General features: G+C 67.2%; 22 protein-coding genes. 16 read left to right on the forward strand and 6 right to left on the reverse strand.

Annotated features, from left to right (window positions below; translation table 11 throughout):
* Both galK and GY937_00700 read left to right on the forward strand, forming a co-directional pair.
* On the forward strand, window positions 1-1,358 hold a 1,358-nt coding region (gene galK / locus GY937_00695), incomplete at its 5' end, for a galactokinase (protein MCP5055222.1).
* A gap of 106 nt (window positions 1,359-1,464) precedes the next feature.
* Window positions 1,465-2,628, forward strand: a complete 1,164-nt coding sequence (locus tag GY937_00700; protein ID MCP5055223.1) for an iron-containing alcohol dehydrogenase — start codon at window positions 1,465-1,467, stop codon at window positions 2,626-2,628.
* Window positions 2,629-2,630: 2 nt separating this feature from the next.
* Here GY937_00700 and GY937_00705 read toward each other — a convergent pair whose 3' ends face one another.
* The 4 genes from GY937_00705 to thiS are packed head-to-tail and all read right to left on the reverse strand — an operon-like array spanning window position 2,631 to window position 5,655.
* Complete coding sequence (locus GY937_00705; GenBank protein ID MCP5055224.1) at window positions 2,631-4,016, reverse strand: PDZ domain-containing protein; 1,386 nt, start codon at window positions 4,014-4,016, stop codon at window positions 2,631-2,633.
* A complete protein-coding gene (locus tag GY937_00710; protein ID MCP5055225.1) occupies window positions 4,013-4,624 on the reverse strand; it encodes a thiamine phosphate synthase in 612 nt (203 codons plus the stop codon). Before GY937_00710 ends, GY937_00705 begins: the two co-directional genes overlap by 4 nt.
* Window positions 4,625-4,661: 37 nt before the next feature.
* The gene (locus GY937_00715; GenBank protein MCP5055226.1) at window positions 4,662-5,435 is read right to left on the reverse strand and encodes a thiazole synthase; all 774 of its coding nucleotides are present in this window, start codon (window positions 5,433-5,435) and stop codon (window positions 4,662-4,664) included.
* A 7-nt stretch (window positions 5,436-5,442) separates the two neighbouring features.
* Window positions 5,443-5,655: a sulfur carrier protein ThiS gene (thiS, locus tag GY937_00720; GenBank protein ID MCP5055227.1), complete on the reverse strand. Its 213-nt coding sequence runs from the start codon at window positions 5,653-5,655 to the stop codon at window positions 5,443-5,445.
* Window positions 5,656-5,786: 131 nt separating this feature from the next.
* Here thiS and alr point away from each other — a divergent pair, with 131 nt between their 5' ends.
* From alr to rplS, 12 genes are all read left to right on the forward strand, one after another.
* Window positions 5,787-6,929 carry an alanine racemase gene (gene alr / locus GY937_00725; protein ID MCP5055228.1) on the forward strand — a complete coding sequence of 381 codons (1,143 nt, stop codon included), beginning with the start codon at window positions 5,787-5,789 and terminating at the stop codon, window positions 6,927-6,929.
* Between the two features lie 79 nt (window positions 6,930-7,008).
* Complete coding sequence (locus GY937_00730) at window positions 7,009-7,752, forward strand: ATP-binding cassette domain-containing protein (protein MCP5055229.1); 744 nt, start codon at window positions 7,009-7,011, stop codon at window positions 7,750-7,752.
* A gap of 184 nt (window positions 7,753-7,936) precedes the next feature.
* Complete coding sequence (gene purD / locus GY937_00735; GenBank protein ID MCP5055230.1) at window positions 7,937-9,211, forward strand: phosphoribosylamine--glycine ligase; 1,275 nt, start codon at window positions 7,937-7,939, stop codon at window positions 9,209-9,211.
* Between the two features lie 3 nt (window positions 9,212-9,214).
* Window positions 9,215-9,874: an L-threonylcarbamoyladenylate synthase gene (locus GY937_00740; protein ID MCP5055231.1), complete on the forward strand. Its 660-nt coding sequence runs from the start codon at window positions 9,215-9,217 to the stop codon at window positions 9,872-9,874.
* Complete coding sequence (locus GY937_00745) at window positions 9,871-11,151, forward strand: DUF1015 domain-containing protein (protein ID MCP5055232.1); 1,281 nt, start codon at window positions 9,871-9,873, stop codon at window positions 11,149-11,151. Before GY937_00740 ends, GY937_00745 begins: the two co-directional genes overlap by 4 nt.
* A complete protein-coding gene (locus GY937_00750; protein ID MCP5055233.1) occupies window positions 11,148-11,450 on the forward strand; it encodes a DUF721 domain-containing protein in 303 nt (100 codons plus the stop codon). Before GY937_00745 ends, GY937_00750 begins: the two co-directional genes overlap by 4 nt.
* 11 nt (window positions 11,451-11,461) lie before the next feature.
* Window positions 11,462-11,671, forward strand: a complete 210-nt coding sequence (locus GY937_00755; protein ID MCP5055234.1) for a hypothetical protein — start codon at window positions 11,462-11,464, stop codon at window positions 11,669-11,671.
* Between the two features lie 174 nt (window positions 11,672-11,845).
* Window positions 11,846-12,118, forward strand: coding sequence for a 30S ribosomal protein S16 (rpsP, locus tag GY937_00760; GenBank protein ID MCP5055235.1), 273 nt, complete (start codon window positions 11,846-11,848; stop codon window positions 12,116-12,118).
* The gene (locus GY937_00765) at window positions 12,115-12,342 is read left to right on the forward strand and encodes a KH domain-containing protein (GenBank protein MCP5055236.1); all 228 of its coding nucleotides are present in this window, start codon (window positions 12,115-12,117) and stop codon (window positions 12,340-12,342) included. Before rpsP ends, GY937_00765 begins: the two co-directional genes overlap by 4 nt.
* Before the next feature lie 62 nt (window positions 12,343-12,404).
* Window positions 12,405-12,914 (forward strand): 16S rRNA processing protein RimM, encoded by a 510-nt coding sequence (gene rimM, locus GY937_00770; protein MCP5055237.1) that lies wholly within the window; start codon window positions 12,405-12,407, stop codon window positions 12,912-12,914.
* Between the two features lie 16 nt (window positions 12,915-12,930).
* Window positions 12,931-13,647, forward strand: a complete 717-nt coding sequence (trmD, locus tag GY937_00775) for a tRNA (guanosine(37)-N1)-methyltransferase TrmD (protein MCP5055238.1) — start codon at window positions 12,931-12,933, stop codon at window positions 13,645-13,647.
* A gap of 2 nt (window positions 13,648-13,649) precedes the next feature.
* A complete protein-coding gene (gene rplS / locus GY937_00780; protein ID MCP5055239.1) occupies window positions 13,650-14,159 on the forward strand; it encodes a 50S ribosomal protein L19 in 510 nt (169 codons plus the stop codon).
* 123 nt (window positions 14,160-14,282) lie between these two features.
* Here rplS and GY937_00785 read toward each other — a convergent pair whose 3' ends face one another.
* Entirely contained in the window at window positions 14,283-14,642 is a 360-nt protein-coding gene (locus GY937_00785) for a cupin domain-containing protein (protein MCP5055240.1), read from the reverse strand.
* A 9-nt stretch (window positions 14,643-14,651) separates the two neighbouring features.
* Window positions 14,652-15,050 (reverse strand): YraN family protein, encoded by a 399-nt coding sequence (locus GY937_00790; GenBank protein MCP5055241.1) that lies wholly within the window; start codon window positions 15,048-15,050, stop codon window positions 14,652-14,654.
* Window positions 15,051-15,113: 63 nt separating this feature from the next.
* On the opposite strand from GY937_00790, the gene rsmI reads away from it, so the two are divergent.
* Window positions 15,114-15,941, forward strand: coding sequence for a 16S rRNA (cytidine(1402)-2'-O)-methyltransferase (gene rsmI, locus GY937_00795; GenBank protein ID MCP5055242.1), 828 nt, complete (start codon window positions 15,114-15,116; stop codon window positions 15,939-15,941).
* Window positions 15,938-17,566: a hypothetical protein gene (locus GY937_00800; GenBank protein MCP5055243.1), complete on the forward strand. Its 1,629-nt coding sequence runs from the start codon at window positions 15,938-15,940 to the stop codon at window positions 17,564-17,566. The genes rsmI and GY937_00800 overlap by 4 nt, the downstream gene beginning before the upstream one ends.
* Window positions 17,567-17,823: the final 257 nt, after the last annotated feature.

Consider the following 17,823-nt stretch of genomic DNA (forward strand, 5'->3'; position numbering starts at 1 on the left):
CCGAGGCTCTGGGCGCGTTGGCGCAGACGCGGCTCGGAGAAGTCGCGAAAGAAGCGCTCGAAGAACGGGTCGCCGCGAAAGGGGGTCGAACGCCGACGCCGGGCGACCTGTTCGGTCGTGATGTTCACGACCGCCGGCCCGTAACGGAAACAGCGGAAAGAACGTCCCCGCTTCTCGCACGAGAGCTAGCCTTGGCGCCGATGGAGGGAGATTTCGCTTTTCGCGAGGCCTTTGGCCGCAAGCCGACCCACGCCGTGCGGGCGCCGGGGCGGGTGAACTGGATCGGTGAGCACACGGATTGCGAGGAAGGCCTCGTGCTTCCCTGCGCGGTCGATCGGGACACGACCGTGTTCGCAGCGAAAGCGCAGGGCCACCGCGTCCGGGTCATCAGCGCCGCATTCGGCGAGGCCGAGTTCGACGCTCGCACGCCGAGCCGGCAGGCCGGTTGGATCGACTACGTGCAAGGTGTGGTCGGTGCCCTGGGCAAGCGGCTCGGCTCGGCCGCCGTGGCTGGCGCGGACCTCTGGATCGATACCCGGGTGCCGCTGGAAGCCGGGCTTTCGAGCTCTGCAGCCCTTGGGGTCGCGGTCGCGTTCGCCTTCGACCGGCTCTTCGATCTGGCGCAGAGCCCGCGCGAACTCGCGTTGGCCGCCCATGCGGGCGAGTGCCATTTCGTTGGTGTGGGCTGCGGGATTCTCGATCCCTTCGCCAGCGCGCTCGGCCAGGCGGATCATGTGCTGCGCATCGATTGCCGGGACGCCGAAGTCACTCCGATCTCGGTCGGGAAGACGCCGGTCTCCATGTTGATCGTCCATTCCGGAGTGGAGCGTCGGCTGGCGGAAGGTGGCTACCGGGAGCGCGTGGCCGAGTGCCGCGCCGCATTCGACGCCGCCCGGGAGGCCGGGCTCGTGGCGCCCGACGCGACAGCGCTTCGGGATCTCTCGGAAGAGGCGCTCCCGCAGCTTGCCGGGCATGTTTCCGAGACCGTCTTCCGCCGGGCGCGTCATGTCGTCCGAGAGAACGCACGGGTCGATGGGGTTTGCAGAGCGCTCGCCGACAGTGATTTGTCCCAGGTCGGCGAGCTTCTCCGCGCGGGCCAGGCGAGCCTGCGCGACGATTTCGAGGTGAGCCTCCCGGAGCTCGATCTGCTGTGTGAACTCGCCGACGATCAGGAGGCCGTCTATGGCTCCCGGCTCACGGGAGCCGGCTGGGGCGGCTGCTCCCTTCACCTGGTCCAGCCCGAAGAGGTGGAGAACGTCAGGGAGCGGATCGTGAGCGGCTTCGCAGCTCGTACGGGGCGACGGCCCAGGGCTCTTCACCTTCGGACGGCTTCTGGCGCGGGCGACCTCCAGGAATAGCCGCCTTGGCCGCGGTTCCCGCGAGTTGGCATCTTCCTGCGCTCCAACGCCCGAGGAGCACGACGTGTCTGTCTTGAAGAAATTCGCTCATGACCGGGTCGTCGGCTTGGGAAAGGCCGTTACGAAGTTCTTGCCCGATCGTGTGCCGGTCACGTTCGTCGGCAACGAAGCCACGAGCGAGCTCTGTGAGGCCATTGCTGCGACCGGACCGCGGCAGCTCGGAATCGTGACCGACGAGGGGCTCATCGCAGCCGGGATCGTCGGCCGGGTCGAGGCGGCGCTCGATGCAGCCGGCGTGCCCTACACGGTCTTTTCAGGTGTTCAGCCCGATCCGACCACGACGCAGGTCGAAGAGGGGCTGGCGCAGCTCTCGGCCAAGGGCTGTGACGCGATTCTCGCAGTGGGCGGTGGCTCGCCGATCGATACGGCCAAGGTGATCGCCGCGGCGGCCACGAACCCAGGCCCGGTGCAGAAGCTCGAGGGCACGATGAAGGTGCGGCGGCCCACCCTGCCGCTCTTCGCGCTGCCGACCACCGCGGGCACGGGATCCGAGGCGACGCTTGCTGCCGTGGTGTCGGATCCGGAGACCCACGCGAAGAAGTTCATCCTCGATCCAAAACTCCTGCCCTCCATGGCGGCGCTGGATCCGACGCTGATGACCGGGCTGCCGCCGCATATCACTGCGGCAACCGGAATGGATGCGCTCACCCACGCGGTCGAATCCGTTCTGGCCCGGACCGCGACGCAACAAACCGAATCCTGGGCGCGGACCGCGATCAAGACGATCTTCCCGAACCTGCCGAAGGCGTTTGCGCAAGGCGACGACCTGGGAGCACGCAAGGCGATGGCCTTGGCGTCGTTCTACGCGGGTCTCGCCTTCACGCGAACCAGCGTCGGCTATGTCCATGCGATCGCGCACACGTTCGGAGCGTTCTACGGCACCCCGCATGGGCTCGGGAACGCGATCGCGCTGGCTTCCGTGCTCGAGTTCTCGCTTGAGACGGCCGCGCCGCGGATGGCGATGATGGCCGATTGGCTCGGGACAGGCGGCGAAGGGGCGTCCGAGCGTGAGCGAGCCGAGGCCTTCATTGCCGCGGTGCGCGAGCTTTCTGCCAGCATCGAAATCCCTTCGAAGCTGGACGCCCTTCAGACAGCCGACGTGCCGGCCATCGCGAAGCAGGCCGTCGGGGAAGCGCACATGAACTACCCCGTGCCGCGCTACATGGTGCCGAGCGAGTGCGAGACGTTGTTGAAGGGTCTGCTTCCCTAGCGTCAATCCGCGGTCGGGCCCGCGGCCTCTTTGGCTTCGCCCCTCATCGAGCTCGGAGCGCCGCGGTCCAGGAGCAGGAAGCGCAGATCCTTGCCTCGCCGCGCGCGGAGGAGCACGCGCCGCTGATCTTCGGCGCGGGCGATCGCCCGGCGGAGATCGCCGAGATCCTCGATCTCGTGACCATCGATATCCACGATGACGTCGCCGATGAAGAGGCTCGCGCGAGCCGCCGGGGAGCCCGGGGCCACGAAAGCGACGAACACACCCTCGCGGACCGGTAGCCGTTCGCTGCGGTAGAGCCCCTCGGTGATCTCCTGCACATGGAAACCGAGATCCGTCTGTTCTTCCTCGGGCTCCACCTTCGGCTGGGTGCCGATCGTGACCTTCACCTCCCGAGACCGACCGTCCCGCAGGATCTGGAGCCGCACTTCGGTGCCCGGCGCGGTTGCGGCGACCTGACGCTGGAATTTCCCGAGGTCTTCGTCCTTTTCGGCATCCACATCCTGCTCGCCAAAGCCCGTCATCACATCGCCCGCGCGCAAGCCTGCGCGCGCGGCCGGCGAGCCCTCGGAGACGCCGTTCACGATCACGCCGGTGGCGTCGGGCATGCCCAGGTAGCTGGCCAACTCGCGGGAGACCGCCTGGATCGAGGTGCCGAGCCAGCCGCGCTCGACGCCGCCGTTCTCCAGCTCGGCCATGACCTGGAGCACCGTATCCACCGGGATCGTGAAACCGATCCCCCGGCCCTGGCCGCGGGAGTTCAAGCCGACCACGCGCCCTTCCAGATCGACCAGTGGGCCGCCGGAGGAGCCTCGATCGATCATGGCGTCGGTCTGGATGAAATCGTTCAAGAGGCCGGGCACCTCGAGGTTGCGCCCCTTTGCGGAGACGATGCCGAGGGAGACGGTGCCGTCCAGGCCGTAGGGGTTGCCGATCGCGAGCACCCATTGACCGACGCGCACGTCATCGACCTTGCCGAAGGTTGCCGCGGAGAACGGCTGGTCGGATGCGATGCGCAGGACGGCGAGATCGGTCTGGGGGTCGGTGCCGACGATCTCCGCCGGGTAGCGCCGTTTTCGCCCCGGAACGGTGACCTCGACCTTGATGGCCTTGTCGACCACATGTTGGTTGGTGAGGACCAGCCCGTCGGCGCGGGCGATCAGGCCGGAGCCGGTCACCACATTTCGTCGATCGTTCACTCGGACGACGGAGCTGATGTGCACGACGGAGGGGGTGACCGCTTCGGAGACCGCGACGATCCGCTCCTCGAGAGAGATGGCTTGCTGGGCTGCGGCCGGAACCGTCAGGAGCCAGGCCAGGGCTGCAATGCACGCCAGGCCCGGATTCATTCGAAAGCCTCGAGCGTCAGGACCTCGCCGATTCGTCATTCGCTCCCCTTGTCGTGGTCCAGCGCTGCTCGCAATGCGCGCGCCGCCCGCTCAGGATCGGCTGCCGCCAGGATTTCGCCAGTGACCGCCACACCCGCGGCTCCCGCTTGGATGCAATGATGCGCATTCGCCGCCGTGACGCCGCCCTGCGCGAGAATCGGAACCCCCGCAGCGGCGGCTCGTTCCAGGGCTGTCGTCCCAAGCGGCGGACGGCTCGCGGGCTTGGAGAGAGGCGGGTGGATCGGCGCGAGGTGCACATACGAGAGGTCGGTGTCTGCGGCACAGACTTCTTCGGGCGTGTGGCAGGCGATTCCGATGAGCGCCTGCTTGCCGAGGAGCGAGCGTGCGTCCTCGGCCGCCATCCCGTCGAAGCCGAGGTGGACGCCATCCGCGCCCGCGGCCCAGACGAGATCGACCCTGCGGTTCACGAGCCAGCGCACGGGAGTCTGGCCACAAGCAGCCCGCGCCTCGGCCAGGGCGGCGAGCAGTTCGCGCGGCTCCAGGCTGCGATCGCGGAGTTGCACCCAATCGACGCCACCGCGGACGGCAGCCGCGACCGACGAGAAACCGCTCCGATCGGTCACCAGGCATAGGATCGGTCGGGTCATTCGAGAGGCCCGCAAGCCGCCATGCGGGTCGAGCGTCTCAGAAGCTGGCGAGGCCATCGAGCGGGCTCGACGCGGTGGCGTAGAGCCGGCGTGAGATGCGGCCGGATTCGTAGGCCAGGCGTCCTGCTTCCACGCCGAGGCGCATGGCCCGCGCCATCTGCACGGGCTCCTTCGCGCCGGCGATGGCGGTATTCATCAAGATCGCCGTGCAGCCAAGCTCCATGGCGATGGCCGCATCGCTGGCGGTGCCCACGCCCGCATCCACCACGACCGGCGCTTCGACGGTTTCCAGGATGATGCGAAGGTTGGCCGGGTTGCGGATGCCGAGCCCCGAGCCGATCGGCGCCGCGAGCGGCATCACGGCAACGCAGCCGAGTGCTGCGAGGCGTTGACACGCTACCGGATCGTCGCTGATGTAAGGCAACACCTCGAATCCGTCGTCGACCAGGATCTTCGCGGCTTCGATCGTGGCCGGGACGTCCGGGAAGAGTGTGCGCTCGTCGCCAATCACTTCGAGCTTGACGAGGCCGTGGCCGAGCAGTTCGCGGCCGAGCTGGCAGGTGGTCACGGCGTCTTCCACGTTGAAGCAGCCGGCGGTGTTGGGAAGGATCGTCGTGCCCTCGGGCACGTAGGAGAGCAGGTTTTCGCTCTTCGGGGCCGTGAGATCCACCCGACGCAGGGCGACGGTCATCATTTCGGCGCCGCTCGCCACGGTCGCGTCGAGCTGGGTCTGGAAGGAGTCGTACTTGCCGCTCCCGACGATCAATCGGGAGTGGAAGGTATGGCTGCCCAGGTTGTAGGACTCGCCCATGATGCTTCTAGCCTCCGCCCACCGCTTCGAGAATCTCGATCTGGTCGGCCGCTTCGATGCTGTGCTTCGAGAAGTTCGATCGCGGGACGACGTCACGGTTGACGGCCACCGCGATCTTGCGACATCCGAGGGCCAGCTCTTCGATCAGGTCGGCCAGCGTCGCCCCGGCTGCCACCTGGGTCGGCTCTCCGTTCACCTGGATGTCGAGGGGGGCCTTCATCGTCGTCCGCTCCCCCACGAATCTATGCAATCCCCCTTCGCTTCGCCTCCGGCCTGTCGCATGGAGAGCCGTTAGCCTTGGGACGGCGCCGGTCCTGTTGGGGAATCGGCCAGGCTCAAGGGGGAGACGCATTGGCGGGCGCGCGCCCGACGCATGCTGCCATCGATCTCGACGCGTTGGCAGGCAATTTTGCCGAGGCACGCCGGTTGGCGGCGGGCCGGACGGTCATCGGGGTGGTCAAGGCCGATGGCTACGGCCACGGAGCGGTGGCGGTCGCCCGCTGTCTGGCCGAGGCGGGTTGCCAGGAGCTTGCCGTGGCCACCGTCGTGGAAGGCGCCGAACTTCGTGCCGCCGGGATCGCGCTGCCCGTTCTCGTTCTGGGCGGGATCCACGACGCGGAGGAGGCCAGCGAAGCCGGCGCCCAGCGTCTCGTGCCCGTGGTGCATCAGGCGAGCCAGATCCGCTGGCTCGTGCAGGCGGCTCGGGGCCTGGAACGGGTATTGCCGGTCCAGGTCGAGGTGGACACCGGGATGGCTCGCATGGGCGTCGCGCCGGCGGACGCGCTCGGCGTTCTGGAAGAAGTGGCGGGCTCGGACGTCCTGGTGTTGGAGGGTGTCTACACCCATCTGGCGCGGGCGGACGAAGCCGATCTCGAGCCGAGCCTCGAACAGCTGCACCGTTTCGATGCATTGCTGGCCGAAGCGCGAGAACGGCGGATCGAGCCGCGCCGGGTGCACGTCGCGAATTCCGCGGGGCTCCTGGCTGGAGCCGATCTGGAATCCGCGATGCCGGCGGCGGTGAACGCGGTACGGCCCGGGCTGATGTTGTACGGAGCGCTGCCGGCCGAACACCTCCGCGAGCGGGCGACGCTGCGGCCGGTGATGAGCCTGCGGAGCGAGATCGTCAGCGTGCGCGAACTCGCTGCAGGGGAACCGGTCGGCTACGGGGCGATGTGGCGCGCTGCCGAGCCGACGCGTATCGCAACCGTGCCCCTGGGCTATGCCGATGGCGTGCCTTGGAGCTTCGAGGGGGGCGGGAGCGCGCTCGTGGGAGGGCGCCTCGTGCCCTTCGCCGGCCGCGTATCGATGGATCTGGTGACGCTCGATGTCGGGAGTTCCGGCGCGAAGATTGGAGATCCGGTCGTTCTCTTCGGGCGGGAGCCTGGGGAAGAGGGTGCGATGTTGCCGGTCGAAGACGTCGCCAGAGCGGCGAAGAGCCATGCCTACGAGCTGCTCGTGCGGGTGAGTTCGCGCGTTCCTCGTCGCCTGGGGTAGGGCGGCGCCGAGAGCGCGCTAAGGTCGGTCCGTGTCCCCGCCCCTCGCAGCTCCTGCGCCTTCCGCCGCCAACCAAGAAATGGCCGTGCTGGAAGGCGTGACCAAGGCCTTCGACGACCGTGACGTGCTGAAGGGAGTCGATCTCGTGGCGCGCCCAGGTGAGATCACCGTGGTGGTCGGCGGAAGCGGATGCGGCAAGTCGACCCTGCTGCGGATCCTGCTCGGGCTGGAATCCTACGACGGTGGCTCCGCCCGGCTGCTCGGCCGGGAGGTGCACGATCTCGGACGGCGCGAGGTTCGCGACCTGATGATGCAGGTGGGCATGCTCTTTCAGTTCGGCGCGCTCTTCGATTCGATGACCGTCGAAGAGAATGTCGGCTTCGCTCTCCGCTACAACCGCGGCCTGGCTGGCAGCGAGATCCGTGATGTGGTCCGCGAGAATCTGCTGATGGTGGGCCTCAAGAACGTCGAGGATCTCTACCCCAGCCAGCTTTCCGGTGGCATGCGGAAGCGTGTGGCCCTGGCTCGGGCCATCGCGCATCACCCGCGGCTGCTGCTCGTGGACGAGCCGACCACCGGCCTCGATCCGATCATGGCCGACACGATCAACGAGCTGATCCTCCAGATGCGCGACCGCCTGGGCGTGACCGTCGTCTGCATCACCCACGATATCGGCGCGGCATTCCGGATCGCCGACCACCTGGCCATGCTCTACCAGGGAGAGGTCATCGAGAGCGGCACGCCGGACGCCATGAAGAACTCCGCCAACGGAGTCGTCCGCCAGTTCCTCTCCGGCAGCGCCCACGGCCCCATCCACGGATGAAGTCAACAGCGGGGACGGGGTTTACAATTGACTTTTCGGAAGGGGGCAGAGCCCCCTTCCGAAAAGTCAATTGTAAACCCCGTCCCCGCTGTTGACTTCTTGATTTGACGGGGCTGGGCTGCGCCGGTAAACCTCCGTCGTTCCGACGGTTTCCCTCCCAAACGTACCTACCTTCGGAGGCCTCATGCGGGTTCTGGTTGCAGGCTCCGGTGGGCGTGAGCACGCGCTGGTCTGGAAGATCGCTCGAAGTCCGCTCGTCGAGCGGGTGTTCGCCGCGCCCGGAAACGACGGGATGGCCACCAATGCGACCCTCGTGCCCGACGTGGCAGCGGGGGATGCGGAGGGGCTGATCCGCATCGCGCGGGAGAACGAGATCGAGCTGGTGGTGATCGGGCCGGAGGATCCGCTGGCGGAGGGTGTGGCCGACCGGCTGCGCGAGGCGGGGCTCGCGGTCTTCGGGCCGTCGGCGGCAGCCGCGCAGCTCGAGGGCAGCAAGAACTTCGCCCGCGAGTTCATGGCGCGGCATGGCATTCCCCAGCCCCGTTTTCGGGCGTTCACCGATCTCGAGAGCGCGATCGCCGCGGTGAAAGAAGACGGCGGGCCGTGCGTCGTGAAGGCCGACGGCCTGGCTGCGGGCAAGGGCGTCGCCGTCTGCGACGGGCCCGAAGATGCCGAGGCGGCCCTGCGGGAGATCCTCGCGGATCGACGCTTCGGATCCGCTGGAGACCAGGTGTTGATCGAGGAACGGCTGGTCGGGGAGGAGGCATCCTACTACGCCATCTCCGATGGCGAGCAGGTCGTCACCCTCGCCGCGGCCCAGGATCACAAGCGAGCCCTCGACGGCGATCGCGGCGAGAATACCGGCGGAATGGGTGCCTACGTGCCGGCACCGGTGGTCAACGAGGCCGTCGAAAAACGTGTCCTCGAAGAGATCGTGCATCCGACCCTGCGCGGAATGCGTGCCGAGGGCACGCCCTTCAGCGGCGTCCTCTTCGTGGGGTTGATGATCGATAACGAGGGAACGCCGCGGGTCATCGAATTCAATGTGCGCTTCGGCGATCCGGAAACCCAGGTTCTGTTCGCACAGATGAGCGGTGATCTGGTCCCGCTCCTGCACGGCGCTGCTACCGGAAACCTCTCGCCTCAGACGGTGGCGACCGAGGATGCGGCGGTCTGCATCGTGCTCGCCTCGGGCGGCTACCCGCGGAGCTACGAAACCGGCAAGCCGATCACGGGCCTGGCCGCCGCCGAAGCCCACGAGGGCGTGGCTGTGTTTCACGCCGGCACTCGTCGGCAAGGCGACGGCTTCGTGACGAGCGGCGGCCGGGTCCTCGGCGTGACGGCACGCGGCCCGGATGTGGCCAGCGCCCGGGCGCGCGCCTATGCGGCGGCCGATGAGATCCAGTTCGAGGGTTTGCAGCGACGAGAAGACATCGCCGCACGAGCCGAGGGTGGCTGAGCCTTGGATGCCGTCGCCGAATTCTCCGTCCCCGAGGCGGCCAGGCGACTGGCCGAGGGGGCGTTGGTCGCGTTTCCCACGGAAACGAGTTGGGGCCTCGCCGCCGACGCGACCTCCGAGCGTGGTGTTGCCGCGCTTCTCCGTTGGAAGGCAAGGCCGACCGGCCAGCCGCTTTCCGTGCTCGTCGAGGACACACATGCGCTGGCGGGCCTTGGCATCGAGTTGGCTCCGGAAGCTGCTCGTCTGGCCACAGCTTTCTGGCCGGGCCCCCTCACGCTGGTTCTCCCGCTCGGTGCCCGGCCCGCCCAGCGATTCGCCCCATGCGTCGTCAGCGAACGCGAGACCCTCGGCGTGCGCTGCAGTCCCCACCCGGACGCCCAGGCGTTGGCTGCCGAAATGGCAGAGCTTGGCGCGGGCCCCGTAACGGCGACGAGCTTGAACCGCAGCGGCCAGGTTGCCGTCGGGACCCGCCAGGAGGCTCGCTCCCTCTGCCGGGGCATTGGAAGTCCCGCCCTGCTCCAGGGCGCTGAGTGTGGCGGGGGCCCGCCCAGCAGCGTCGTCGATTGCAGCGCCAGCCCGCCCAAGATCCTGAGGGAGGCAGCGATCCCCCGCTCACGACTCGAAGCCGCCCTCGTCCCCAGGAGCACCGCACAGGCCTCATGACCGACGTTCAACCTTTTTGCGCCCTTCGCTATGACACCAGCCGTGTTGCCCTCGAAGACGTGATCGCTCCGGTCTACGACGTCGTCGCAGCCGAAGATCGCGCCACCTATTGGGATCGCCATCCGAACAACGCCTTGCGCCTGGTGTTGACGCGCGATGCCGCGGACGAGCGTGCCACCGACTACAGCGACGTGGCAGACACGCTCGCGAAGTGGCGGGAAGAGGGCGTCCTGGCCCGCGACGAAACGCCCGCCTACTACGTGCTGCGTCAGCGCTTCACGGCACCGGATGGCCGTACGCTGGAGCGACTGGGCTTCTTCGGCGCTCTTGCCCTCGAGGATTACGCTGCGCGAATCGTTCGCCCTCACGAGCGAACGCTCGCCGGACCCAAGGCGGACCGCTTGAAGATCCTGCGCGCGACCGAGACGAATCTTTCCTCGGTGTTCATGCTGTACGAAGATCGCGACGACAAGCTGCAGCCGATCTTCGAGTCGGCTCTGCGCGACCCCGCTGCGTTGACGGTTCGGGATGACGGGGGGGTCGAGCAGACGATCGTGCCTCTCCGCGACCCCGGAGCCGTGGCCCGGGTGAGTGCCTTCATGGCCGAGCGTCCGGTCGTCATCGCCGATGGGCACCACCGTTACGAGACGGCACTCGCCTATCGGGACGAGCAGCGAGCGGCGGGCAAGCCTGTCGACGCCCCTTGCGCGCGTCTGATGACGTACTTCGCCAACGCCTACGCTCCGGGTAGCTTGCTGCTGCCGATCCATCGACTCGTCGTGGCGCCGCCTTCGCCGCAGGGCGACGCCTGGCAGGTGCTTTCCGATGCGGGCTGGGCGAGCAAGGAAATCCAGGTCAGCGACCGGGCCGCCATTCCCGAGGCGCTGGAGACCCATCTTGCTCCGCTCACCGATTGTTATGCGTTCGCCGCCGATGATGCAAGCGGGAAGCTCGTCATCTGGTCGCGTCCGGCAGAGGCCGAACTCTCGGTGAGGGTGATCCACGACGAAGTGCTGGCACGTGTCTTCGGCCTCGATGCGGAAGCCGTACGGAGTGGCGCCGTCGCCTTTCCGAAATCCGCGGCGCAGACGGCGAAGGATGTGCGCGAAGGTCGCGGCCGTGTGGCGCTTTACCTGAATCCGCTCTCGCCGGATGACGTCTTTCGTGTGACCGAGGCGGGTGAGACGCTGCCCCAGAAATCGACGTTCTTTCATCCGAAGCTGCCGACCGGCTTGTTGTTCCGGAGCCTTGCTGTTCCGGAGCTCGAGGCCGAGTGAGTCGGCGGACCAAGCGCGACCCCAAGCGGGTCGGAGGCATGGTCGGCCGGGTGCTCGCCGATCTCGGCCATACCGGTGCGGCGCCCGCCTTCGCTCTCTTCGACGCCTGGGACCAGGCCTTGGGGGACGCGGCCGAGCACTGTGAGCCGGTGGATCTCCGGCTCGGAGTCCTGGAGGTCGCCGTGGATTCGAGTGTCTGGGCCCAGCACCTCCAGATGCGGCGGGCAGAGATCCTCCGTTCCCTGGCCGATGCCATGGGGGAGGGTGCCCCCACGGACCTCCGCTTCCGAGTGCGATAGACTGACCGGCCGTGAGTCCGGAAACCCCCGATTCTGCTCGATCTTCTTCTTCTGGCCTGAGCTGCGATTTCTGCGGCGAAGAGGCCGCCAGCGTGCGTCGCGTCGCCCTCGACGAGGAGTACGAGCGCCTGCGAACTCCCCACAGGGAGCAATACGCCTGCCCGTCGTGCTCGGATCGGAAGGAGCAGGAGCGTCGCGGGGTGCCGCCGCGCCAACGCTGATCCGGCTCCCGGCAGCGTTGACCCACGGCACGGGGTCGTCTAGCTTCCCCGCCCGCTGTTCTGGCTTCTAGGGCGCCGATTTCCCAAGGAATTTCAGCCCTCGCAAGTCACGACGACGGCCCCGTTTTCCACCGGAACCGCCGCCTCATTCCGCGACGGACCCCAGGGAGAGTCATGGTCAAGATCCGTCTTACGCGCGCCGGCGCCAAGAAGCGCCCCTACTACCGAGTGATCGCGATCGATCATCGCGACAAACGCGATGGTCGCGCCCTCCAGTTCCTGGGCACGTACAACCCGATGGTCGAGCCAGTGGAGATCAAGCTCGATCACGAAGGCATTGCGGCCTGGGTCAGCAAGGGCGCACAGCTTGCGCCTGCGGTGAAGGGCTTGATCAAGCGCCAGCGAAAGCAGGCACCCGCGCCCGCCGTTGAAGGAGCCGCATCATGAGCAAGCCCCAGGAACTGATCGAGTACATCGCCAAGGCGATCGTCGACGACGGTGAAGCCGTCAACGTGGTCGAGACCGAAGGCGGCAAGATGCTCGAACTCGAGACGGCGGATGACGATCGTGGCCGCGTGATCGGTCGCCAGGGCCGTGTCGCCAAGGCGATGCGCGCGGTGCTCGGCGCTTCCCGTGAAGGGGGCCGCATTCGCCTCGAGATCGTCGACTGAACGCAGTCGGAGGAACAGACCGACATTCCAAGGGTCGACATCGTCGCGTCGTTCTCGGACACGTGATCGGTGCCCACGGCCTTTCGGGCGAGATCCGGGTTCGCGTCTACGGCGATGGCCCCGAGAATCTGCTCGAGGCCGGTGAGATCGCTCTCGCCGACCCCGAGCGAGGTGCGGAAGATCCCGCTCCTCGACACTACGAAATTGAAACAGGAGGAGCGGGACGCTCGAGTGAGGTAAGGCTGAAGCTGGCCGGTGTGGCCGATCGGGATGCCGCAGCGGCGCTCTCGGGTCGTCTGGTCACGGTGCCTGCGGAATCCTTGCCGGAACTGCCCAGGGACGAGTTCTACGGATACCAGCTCATAGGCTGCGAAGTCGTCACGGAAGCGGGCGAGGTCGTAGGCCGGGTCCAGCAGATCTGGGAGACCGGCGCCCATGACGTGATGCTGGTCCGAGACGAGCGGGGACGCCGTCAGTTGATTCCAACCGCCCGGGAGTTCCTCACCGACATCGATCTGACCGAAGGCCGCCTCACGGTGGCCACCCGACCGGGATTGCTGGAAGAAGACTGAAACCCAAGGAGAGATGATGCTCCAAGAGATCGATGTCGTGACGATCTTCCCGGAGCTCTTCGAAACATTCACGAGCACATCGATTCTCGGCGCAGCGCTCGCCAATGAGCTCTTCGAGGTTCGGGTCCACGATCTTCGAGATTGGGCCCACGACCGCCACCGGAAGGTGGACGACGAGCCCTACGGAGGCGGACCGGGCATGGTCATGAAGCCCGAACCTCTGGTGGAAGCGATCGAGGCGCTGGCAGGAGCGAAGGGAAACGAGAGAACGGCGCGGGTCGTGCTGCTCTCGCCTCAGGGCAGACGCTTCGATCAGCGATGTGCGGAAGAACTGGCCGGGACGAGCCATCTGGTGCTCGTCTGCGGTCGCTACGAAGGAGTCGATCAGCGGGCCATCGAGCTTGCCGTCGACGAGGAGATTTCAATCGGAGACTACGTGCTATCGGGCGGAGAAATCCCGGCGATGGCGGTGATCGAGGCGGTAAGCCGTCTCCTCCCCGGCGTTCTCGGCAATCCGGATTCGGTGGTCACGGAGAGTTTCCAGACAGAACAATTGGAAGGGCCCCAGTTCACGCGTCCAGCGGTGTTTCGCGGTCAAGAGGTTCCCGAGGTGCTTCGCTCGGGAGATCACGCGAAGATCGAGCATTGGCGCGGGCAGAAGGCTCTGGAACGAACCCGAGAGCGTCGTCCGGATCTCCTGAAGGGAGACTCCCGGGCGGTGCGAGGAGACTGAGCATGCAATCCGTCGACATGATCGAGCACAAGAGCATCAGGCGGGATCTGCCCCCCTTCCGCACGGGCGATACCGTCCGCGTCCACGTGAAGATTCGCGAGGGCGAGAAGGAGCGCACCCAGGTGTTCGAAGGCGTCGTGTTGCGCCGCCGCAAGGGCGGAGCCTCTGCGTCCTTCACCGTGCGAAAGATCTCCTACGGTGTCGGTGTCGAACGGATCTTCCCGGTCGAGTCGCCCTCGGTCGAGAAGGTCGAGATCAAGAGCCGCGGCCACGTGCGCCGCTCGCGCATCTACTACCTGCGTGAGCTGCGCGGCAAGAAGGCGCGTCTGCGCTCCAAGCTGCGAGATATCTCGGGCCTGATCTCCGAAGAGGAGGCCGAGGCCCAGGCCGGCGGAACCGCCGTAGCAGCCGAAGAAGCTGCCGCCGCAAAGGGCGAAGAGCTCGAGGTGGCGCCGCCCGAGGCCGAGGACGAAGCCGCGAGCAACGAAGAGGCCGAAACCAAGTCGGAGTAACACGCCAGCGGAAGCGGGGACGTTCTTTCCGCAGTTTCCGTTACGGGCCGGCGGCGCTCTGCGCCGCTGGCCCGTAACGGAAACTGCGGAAAGAACGTCCCCGCTGTCTCTGCCTCTCTCTCGCTATTCGCGGCCGTAGTCGTCCTCGATCCGCACGACATCGTCGAGTTCCGGGGTCGAGACTTCCATCAGCTCGGTGCGCTCGAGGCCCCCGAACCGATGGCGCCGGCCGGTCACGATGCGGCGGTGGGCACCCGGGCCGAGTTCCTCCGTCACGAGTTCGCCGGCGCCGTTCTCGAGTTCGAGACGCAGCCGACCAGAGAGGACGTAGATCGACTCGTCCTTCTGCTCGTGGTACTGGAGCGAGAGCTGCTGGCCCGCTTCGATCACCAGGATCTTTCCTACGTACCGATCCGTGTGGGCCCAGATGAGCTCAAAGCCCCAGGGCTTGTCGACACGGCGTGCTGTAGAAGGCTCGTTCACGGGCGGACCCTAGCAACCGCCTCCGTCGAAGGCGCCGGGCAGGTGATGCACGATCCAGTCGTCTCCTGGGCCGGCTGAAACCGCCACCACATCGAAACGCATGCGGCCGCGCCGGTGGTGCTCGCGCATCCAGGCGAGCGCCCCACGCCGCAGCCGAGCCTGCTTGGCCTCATCGACGGCCTCTTCCGGCCGGCCGTAGCGCAGGCTGCGCCGGGTCTTGACCTCGACGAAGGCCAGCAGGGGCCCGCGGGCGACCACCAGATCCAACTCGACCCCTCCGGCGCGTTCGTTGCGGGCGAGGATTCGGTACCCTTCGGCCTCCAGGTACTCCGCCGCGCGCGCTTCCCCAAGAGCGCCGAGGGCGCGGCGAGGGTCGGGCCGGCTGTTCGGGGGCTTGGACTCGGACATGGCGTGGGAAGGCTCCCACGGGACCGGCGGGTGAGATGCAAAGGTAGCCGACGGCTGGGTTCGATGGGAACGCTGTACATCGTCGCGACTCCGATCGGAAACCTCGAGGACGTGACCGTCCGCGCGCTGCGGGTATTGCGCGAGGCCGCCGGCATCCTGGCCGAGGACACACGGCACACCCGTGTACTGCTGGACCATCACGGCATCGGAACGCGGCCGCGTTCGCTCCACGCCCATAACGAGCGGGCGCGGGTGGCCGAGGTGTTGGAGGCCCTCGACGAGGGGGGCAGCGTCGCCCTCGTCTCCGATGCCGGAACACCGCTTGTCTCCGATCCAGGCGAGCGGCTGGTGGCGGCCGTGGCCGAGGCGGGGCATGACGTCGTGCCGATTCCCGGACCTTCGGCCGTGCTGGCCGCGTTGGTGGCTTCCGGGCTCGAAACGACGCCCTTTCTCTTCGTTGGCTTCCTGCCGCGCAAGACGGGCGAGCGACAGGCGCGTCTCCGTGGCCTGGCAGATCGCCCGGAGACCCTCGTCTTCTTCGAATCGCCTCGGCGTGTGGCTCGCACGCTCAGCGAACTGGCCGAGGCGCTGGGCGATCGCCCTGCCTGCCTGGCCCGGGAGCTCACCAAGATTCACGAAGAGCTGGCGCGTGGAAGCCTGGAGGCGCTGGCGGCCCGCTTCGCCGAGGGGACGCGCGGCGAGGTGACCCTGGTGGTCGCCGGCGCCGAGCCGTTGCCCGCACTGGACGGTGCCGCGCTGCGCCGTGCGGTGAAGGCCGCCGTGAAACGTGGCGATTCCCCCAAACAGGTGGCAGCCGATCTCGCGCCGAGCGCCGCCGTCCCGAAACGTGAGATCTATGCCATGGCTCAGCAGGAGAGAGACGCTCGATGACGCCCCGTGAAATTCCCCGGCTACTACGCACGCTCTGGTACCTGCGCCCGTCCCAATGGACCGGTCAGATGCGCCGTGCGCTGCTTCCCACTTCGAAACCGCGGCGGGCGAACGGGCCGAAGGCCTCACTCGCGGTGACTTCGCCCGCCAAGCCGTTCCTGCCTCCGCCGGCTCATATCGGTGTGCGCGGACTCGACGCGTTGACGCTGATCGGCCGAGAAGCCCGTTGGTCTGGCCCGATCGATTGGGAGACCGCGTCGGAGGGACCGCTCTGGGCGTACCATCTCCATCAGTTCGATTGGGTCCGGCATCCGGCGCTCACCTCCGAGGAGCGCCAACAGGCAATGGAAGCGTGGCGCACGTCGCATCCCGATGGTGTCGGTTGGGCGCCCCATCCGATCAGCTTGCGGACCTTCGCTTGGGGCAAGGCGCTGGCGACACCGGGTGCGGTGGCGTCGGGCCACGAGATCTTCGCTGCGTCACTCGCCGACCAGCTGGCCACCTTGAGTGATCGACAGGAGACCCAGATCCTGGCGAATCACTACCTGTGGAACCTGCTCGCGCTGGTGTTTGGCGGGGTGCTACTGGAAGGGGCCGAGTCCGAGCGCTGGTGCGGTCTGGCAGATCGTCTGGTCGCGGAGCTTGGCGAGCAGGTACCTGCCGACGGCGCGCACTTCGAGCGAAGCCCAAGCTATCACGCGTTGTTGCTCGAAAATCTCTTGGATCTGCTGAACGTCTCCGAGAGCAGGGAAGGGCGTCTTCCCTCAGCGGTCGTTCGCGGCCTCCGCGCCGTGGCAGAGCGTATGCTCGGAGCGCTCGCCTTCTACACCCTGCCCGATGGAGAGGTCGCCCTGTTCGGGGATTCGGCCTTCGAGATCGCTTCCACGCCCGCGTCCTTGCAAGCCTACGGCGAGGCCCTCGGGCTCACCCGACATGCGCCGGAACCCGCCGGACGCCTGATGCAGGCCGGTTTTGCTCGGCTCGATATCGACCCCTTCACCCTGATCGTCAGCGCATCGCTTCCGGCGCCGGCATTTCAGCCCGGGCATGCTCATTGCGATGCTCTGCACTTCGAGCTTTGCGTTGGTAGCGAGCGCGTCATCACCGACACGGGTGTCTGCGAGTACGTGCCCGGAGAGCGCCGAGACGCTGCTCGCGCCACCGGCTCCCATGCCACTGTCGAGATCGAAGGCCAGGAACAGGCCGAGCTGTGGGCAGCCCATCGCATCGGTGGCCGGCCGGACGTGGCGATCCCCCGTTTCGAAGCTGGGCGCCGAATCGACGCCGTCTGCGCCGGCTGGAATACACCAGAGATTCTTCACACCCGCTGTTTCGAACTCGACGCGAACGGCTTGACCATCCTTGACCGTTTCGACCGCCCGCCCCGGGAAGCCCGCTTCCACTTTCCCCTGGGCCCGGGCCTCGAGCCCGATCTGAAAGACGGCCTTGCAAGGATCCCGTTGGCTTCGGGTCGGACGCTGGAGATCGTTCTACCGCAGGGAATCGACTTCCGCGTCGAACGCGGCCCCTACTTCCCCCGCTTCGGAAGCGCCGAAGAGCGCGCTTTCCTGCGCGGTACCAGCCATGACCTGGCGGAAGCCAAGATCACCATCCGCCTCCTCTGAACGCAACAGGGGACGCTCCTGGGCGCAACACGAACGCAATACCCCATATTGCGTTCGTGTTGCGCCCAGGAGCGTCCCCCTGTTGCGTTCAGATGGAGAGGATCAGGAGCGCCGAGTCCTGTAGACGCTCACTCAGAAGCGTAGAAATCTGATCATTTGGCCGGGGGGCGACGCAGCCCGCCGTTCCGGATTCCGATTCAGATCTTCCGGGTCGAAAGGTCCTTGACCCAGGGCGAACGCCCTCCCGGCTCGACCGG

The sequence above is a fragment of the bacterium genome, assembly GCA_024228115.1.
In the GTDB taxonomy this organism is placed as follows: domain Bacteria; phylum Myxococcota_A; class UBA9160; order UBA9160; family UBA6930.

Coding starts and splice junctions, on each gene's coding strand:
- GY937_00705 (MCP5055224.1), bottom strand. CDS start 4,016: ATGACGAATCGGCGAGGTCCTGACGCTCGAGGCTTTCGAATGAATCCG.
- GY937_00710 (MCP5055225.1), bottom strand. CDS start 4,624: ATGACCCGACCGATCCTATGCCTGGTGACCGATCGGAGCGGTTTCTCG.
- GY937_00715 (MCP5055226.1), bottom strand. CDS start 5,435: ATGGGCGAGTCCTACAACCTGGGCAGCCATACCTTCCACTCCCGATTG.
- thiS (MCP5055227.1), bottom strand. CDS start 5,655: ATGAAGGCCCCCCTCGACATCCAGGTGAACGGAGAGCCGACCCAGGTG.
- GY937_00730 (MCP5055229.1), top strand. CDS start 7,009: ATGGCCGTGCTGGAAGGCGTGACCAAGGCCTTCGACGACCGTGACGTG.
- purD (MCP5055230.1), top strand. CDS start 7,937: ATGCGGGTTCTGGTTGCAGGCTCCGGTGGGCGTGAGCACGCGCTGGTC.
- GY937_00745 (MCP5055232.1), top strand. CDS start 9,871: ATGACCGACGTTCAACCTTTTTGCGCCCTTCGCTATGACACCAGCCGT.
- rpsP (MCP5055235.1), top strand. CDS start 11,846: ATGGTCAAGATCCGTCTTACGCGCGCCGGCGCCAAGAAGCGCCCCTAC.
- GY937_00765 (MCP5055236.1), top strand. CDS start 12,115: ATGAGCAAGCCCCAGGAACTGATCGAGTACATCGCCAAGGCGATCGTC.
- trmD (MCP5055238.1), top strand. CDS start 12,931: ATGCTCCAAGAGATCGATGTCGTGACGATCTTCCCGGAGCTCTTCGAA.
- rplS (MCP5055239.1), top strand. CDS start 13,650: ATGCAATCCGTCGACATGATCGAGCACAAGAGCATCAGGCGGGATCTG.
- GY937_00790 (MCP5055241.1), bottom strand. CDS start 15,050: ATGTCCGAGTCCAAGCCCCCGAACAGCCGGCCCGACCCTCGCCGCGCC.
- rsmI (MCP5055242.1), top strand. CDS start 15,114: ATGGGAACGCTGTACATCGTCGCGACTCCGATCGGAAACCTCGAGGAC.
- GY937_00800 (MCP5055243.1), top strand. CDS start 15,938: ATGACGCCCCGTGAAATTCCCCGGCTACTACGCACGCTCTGGTACCTG.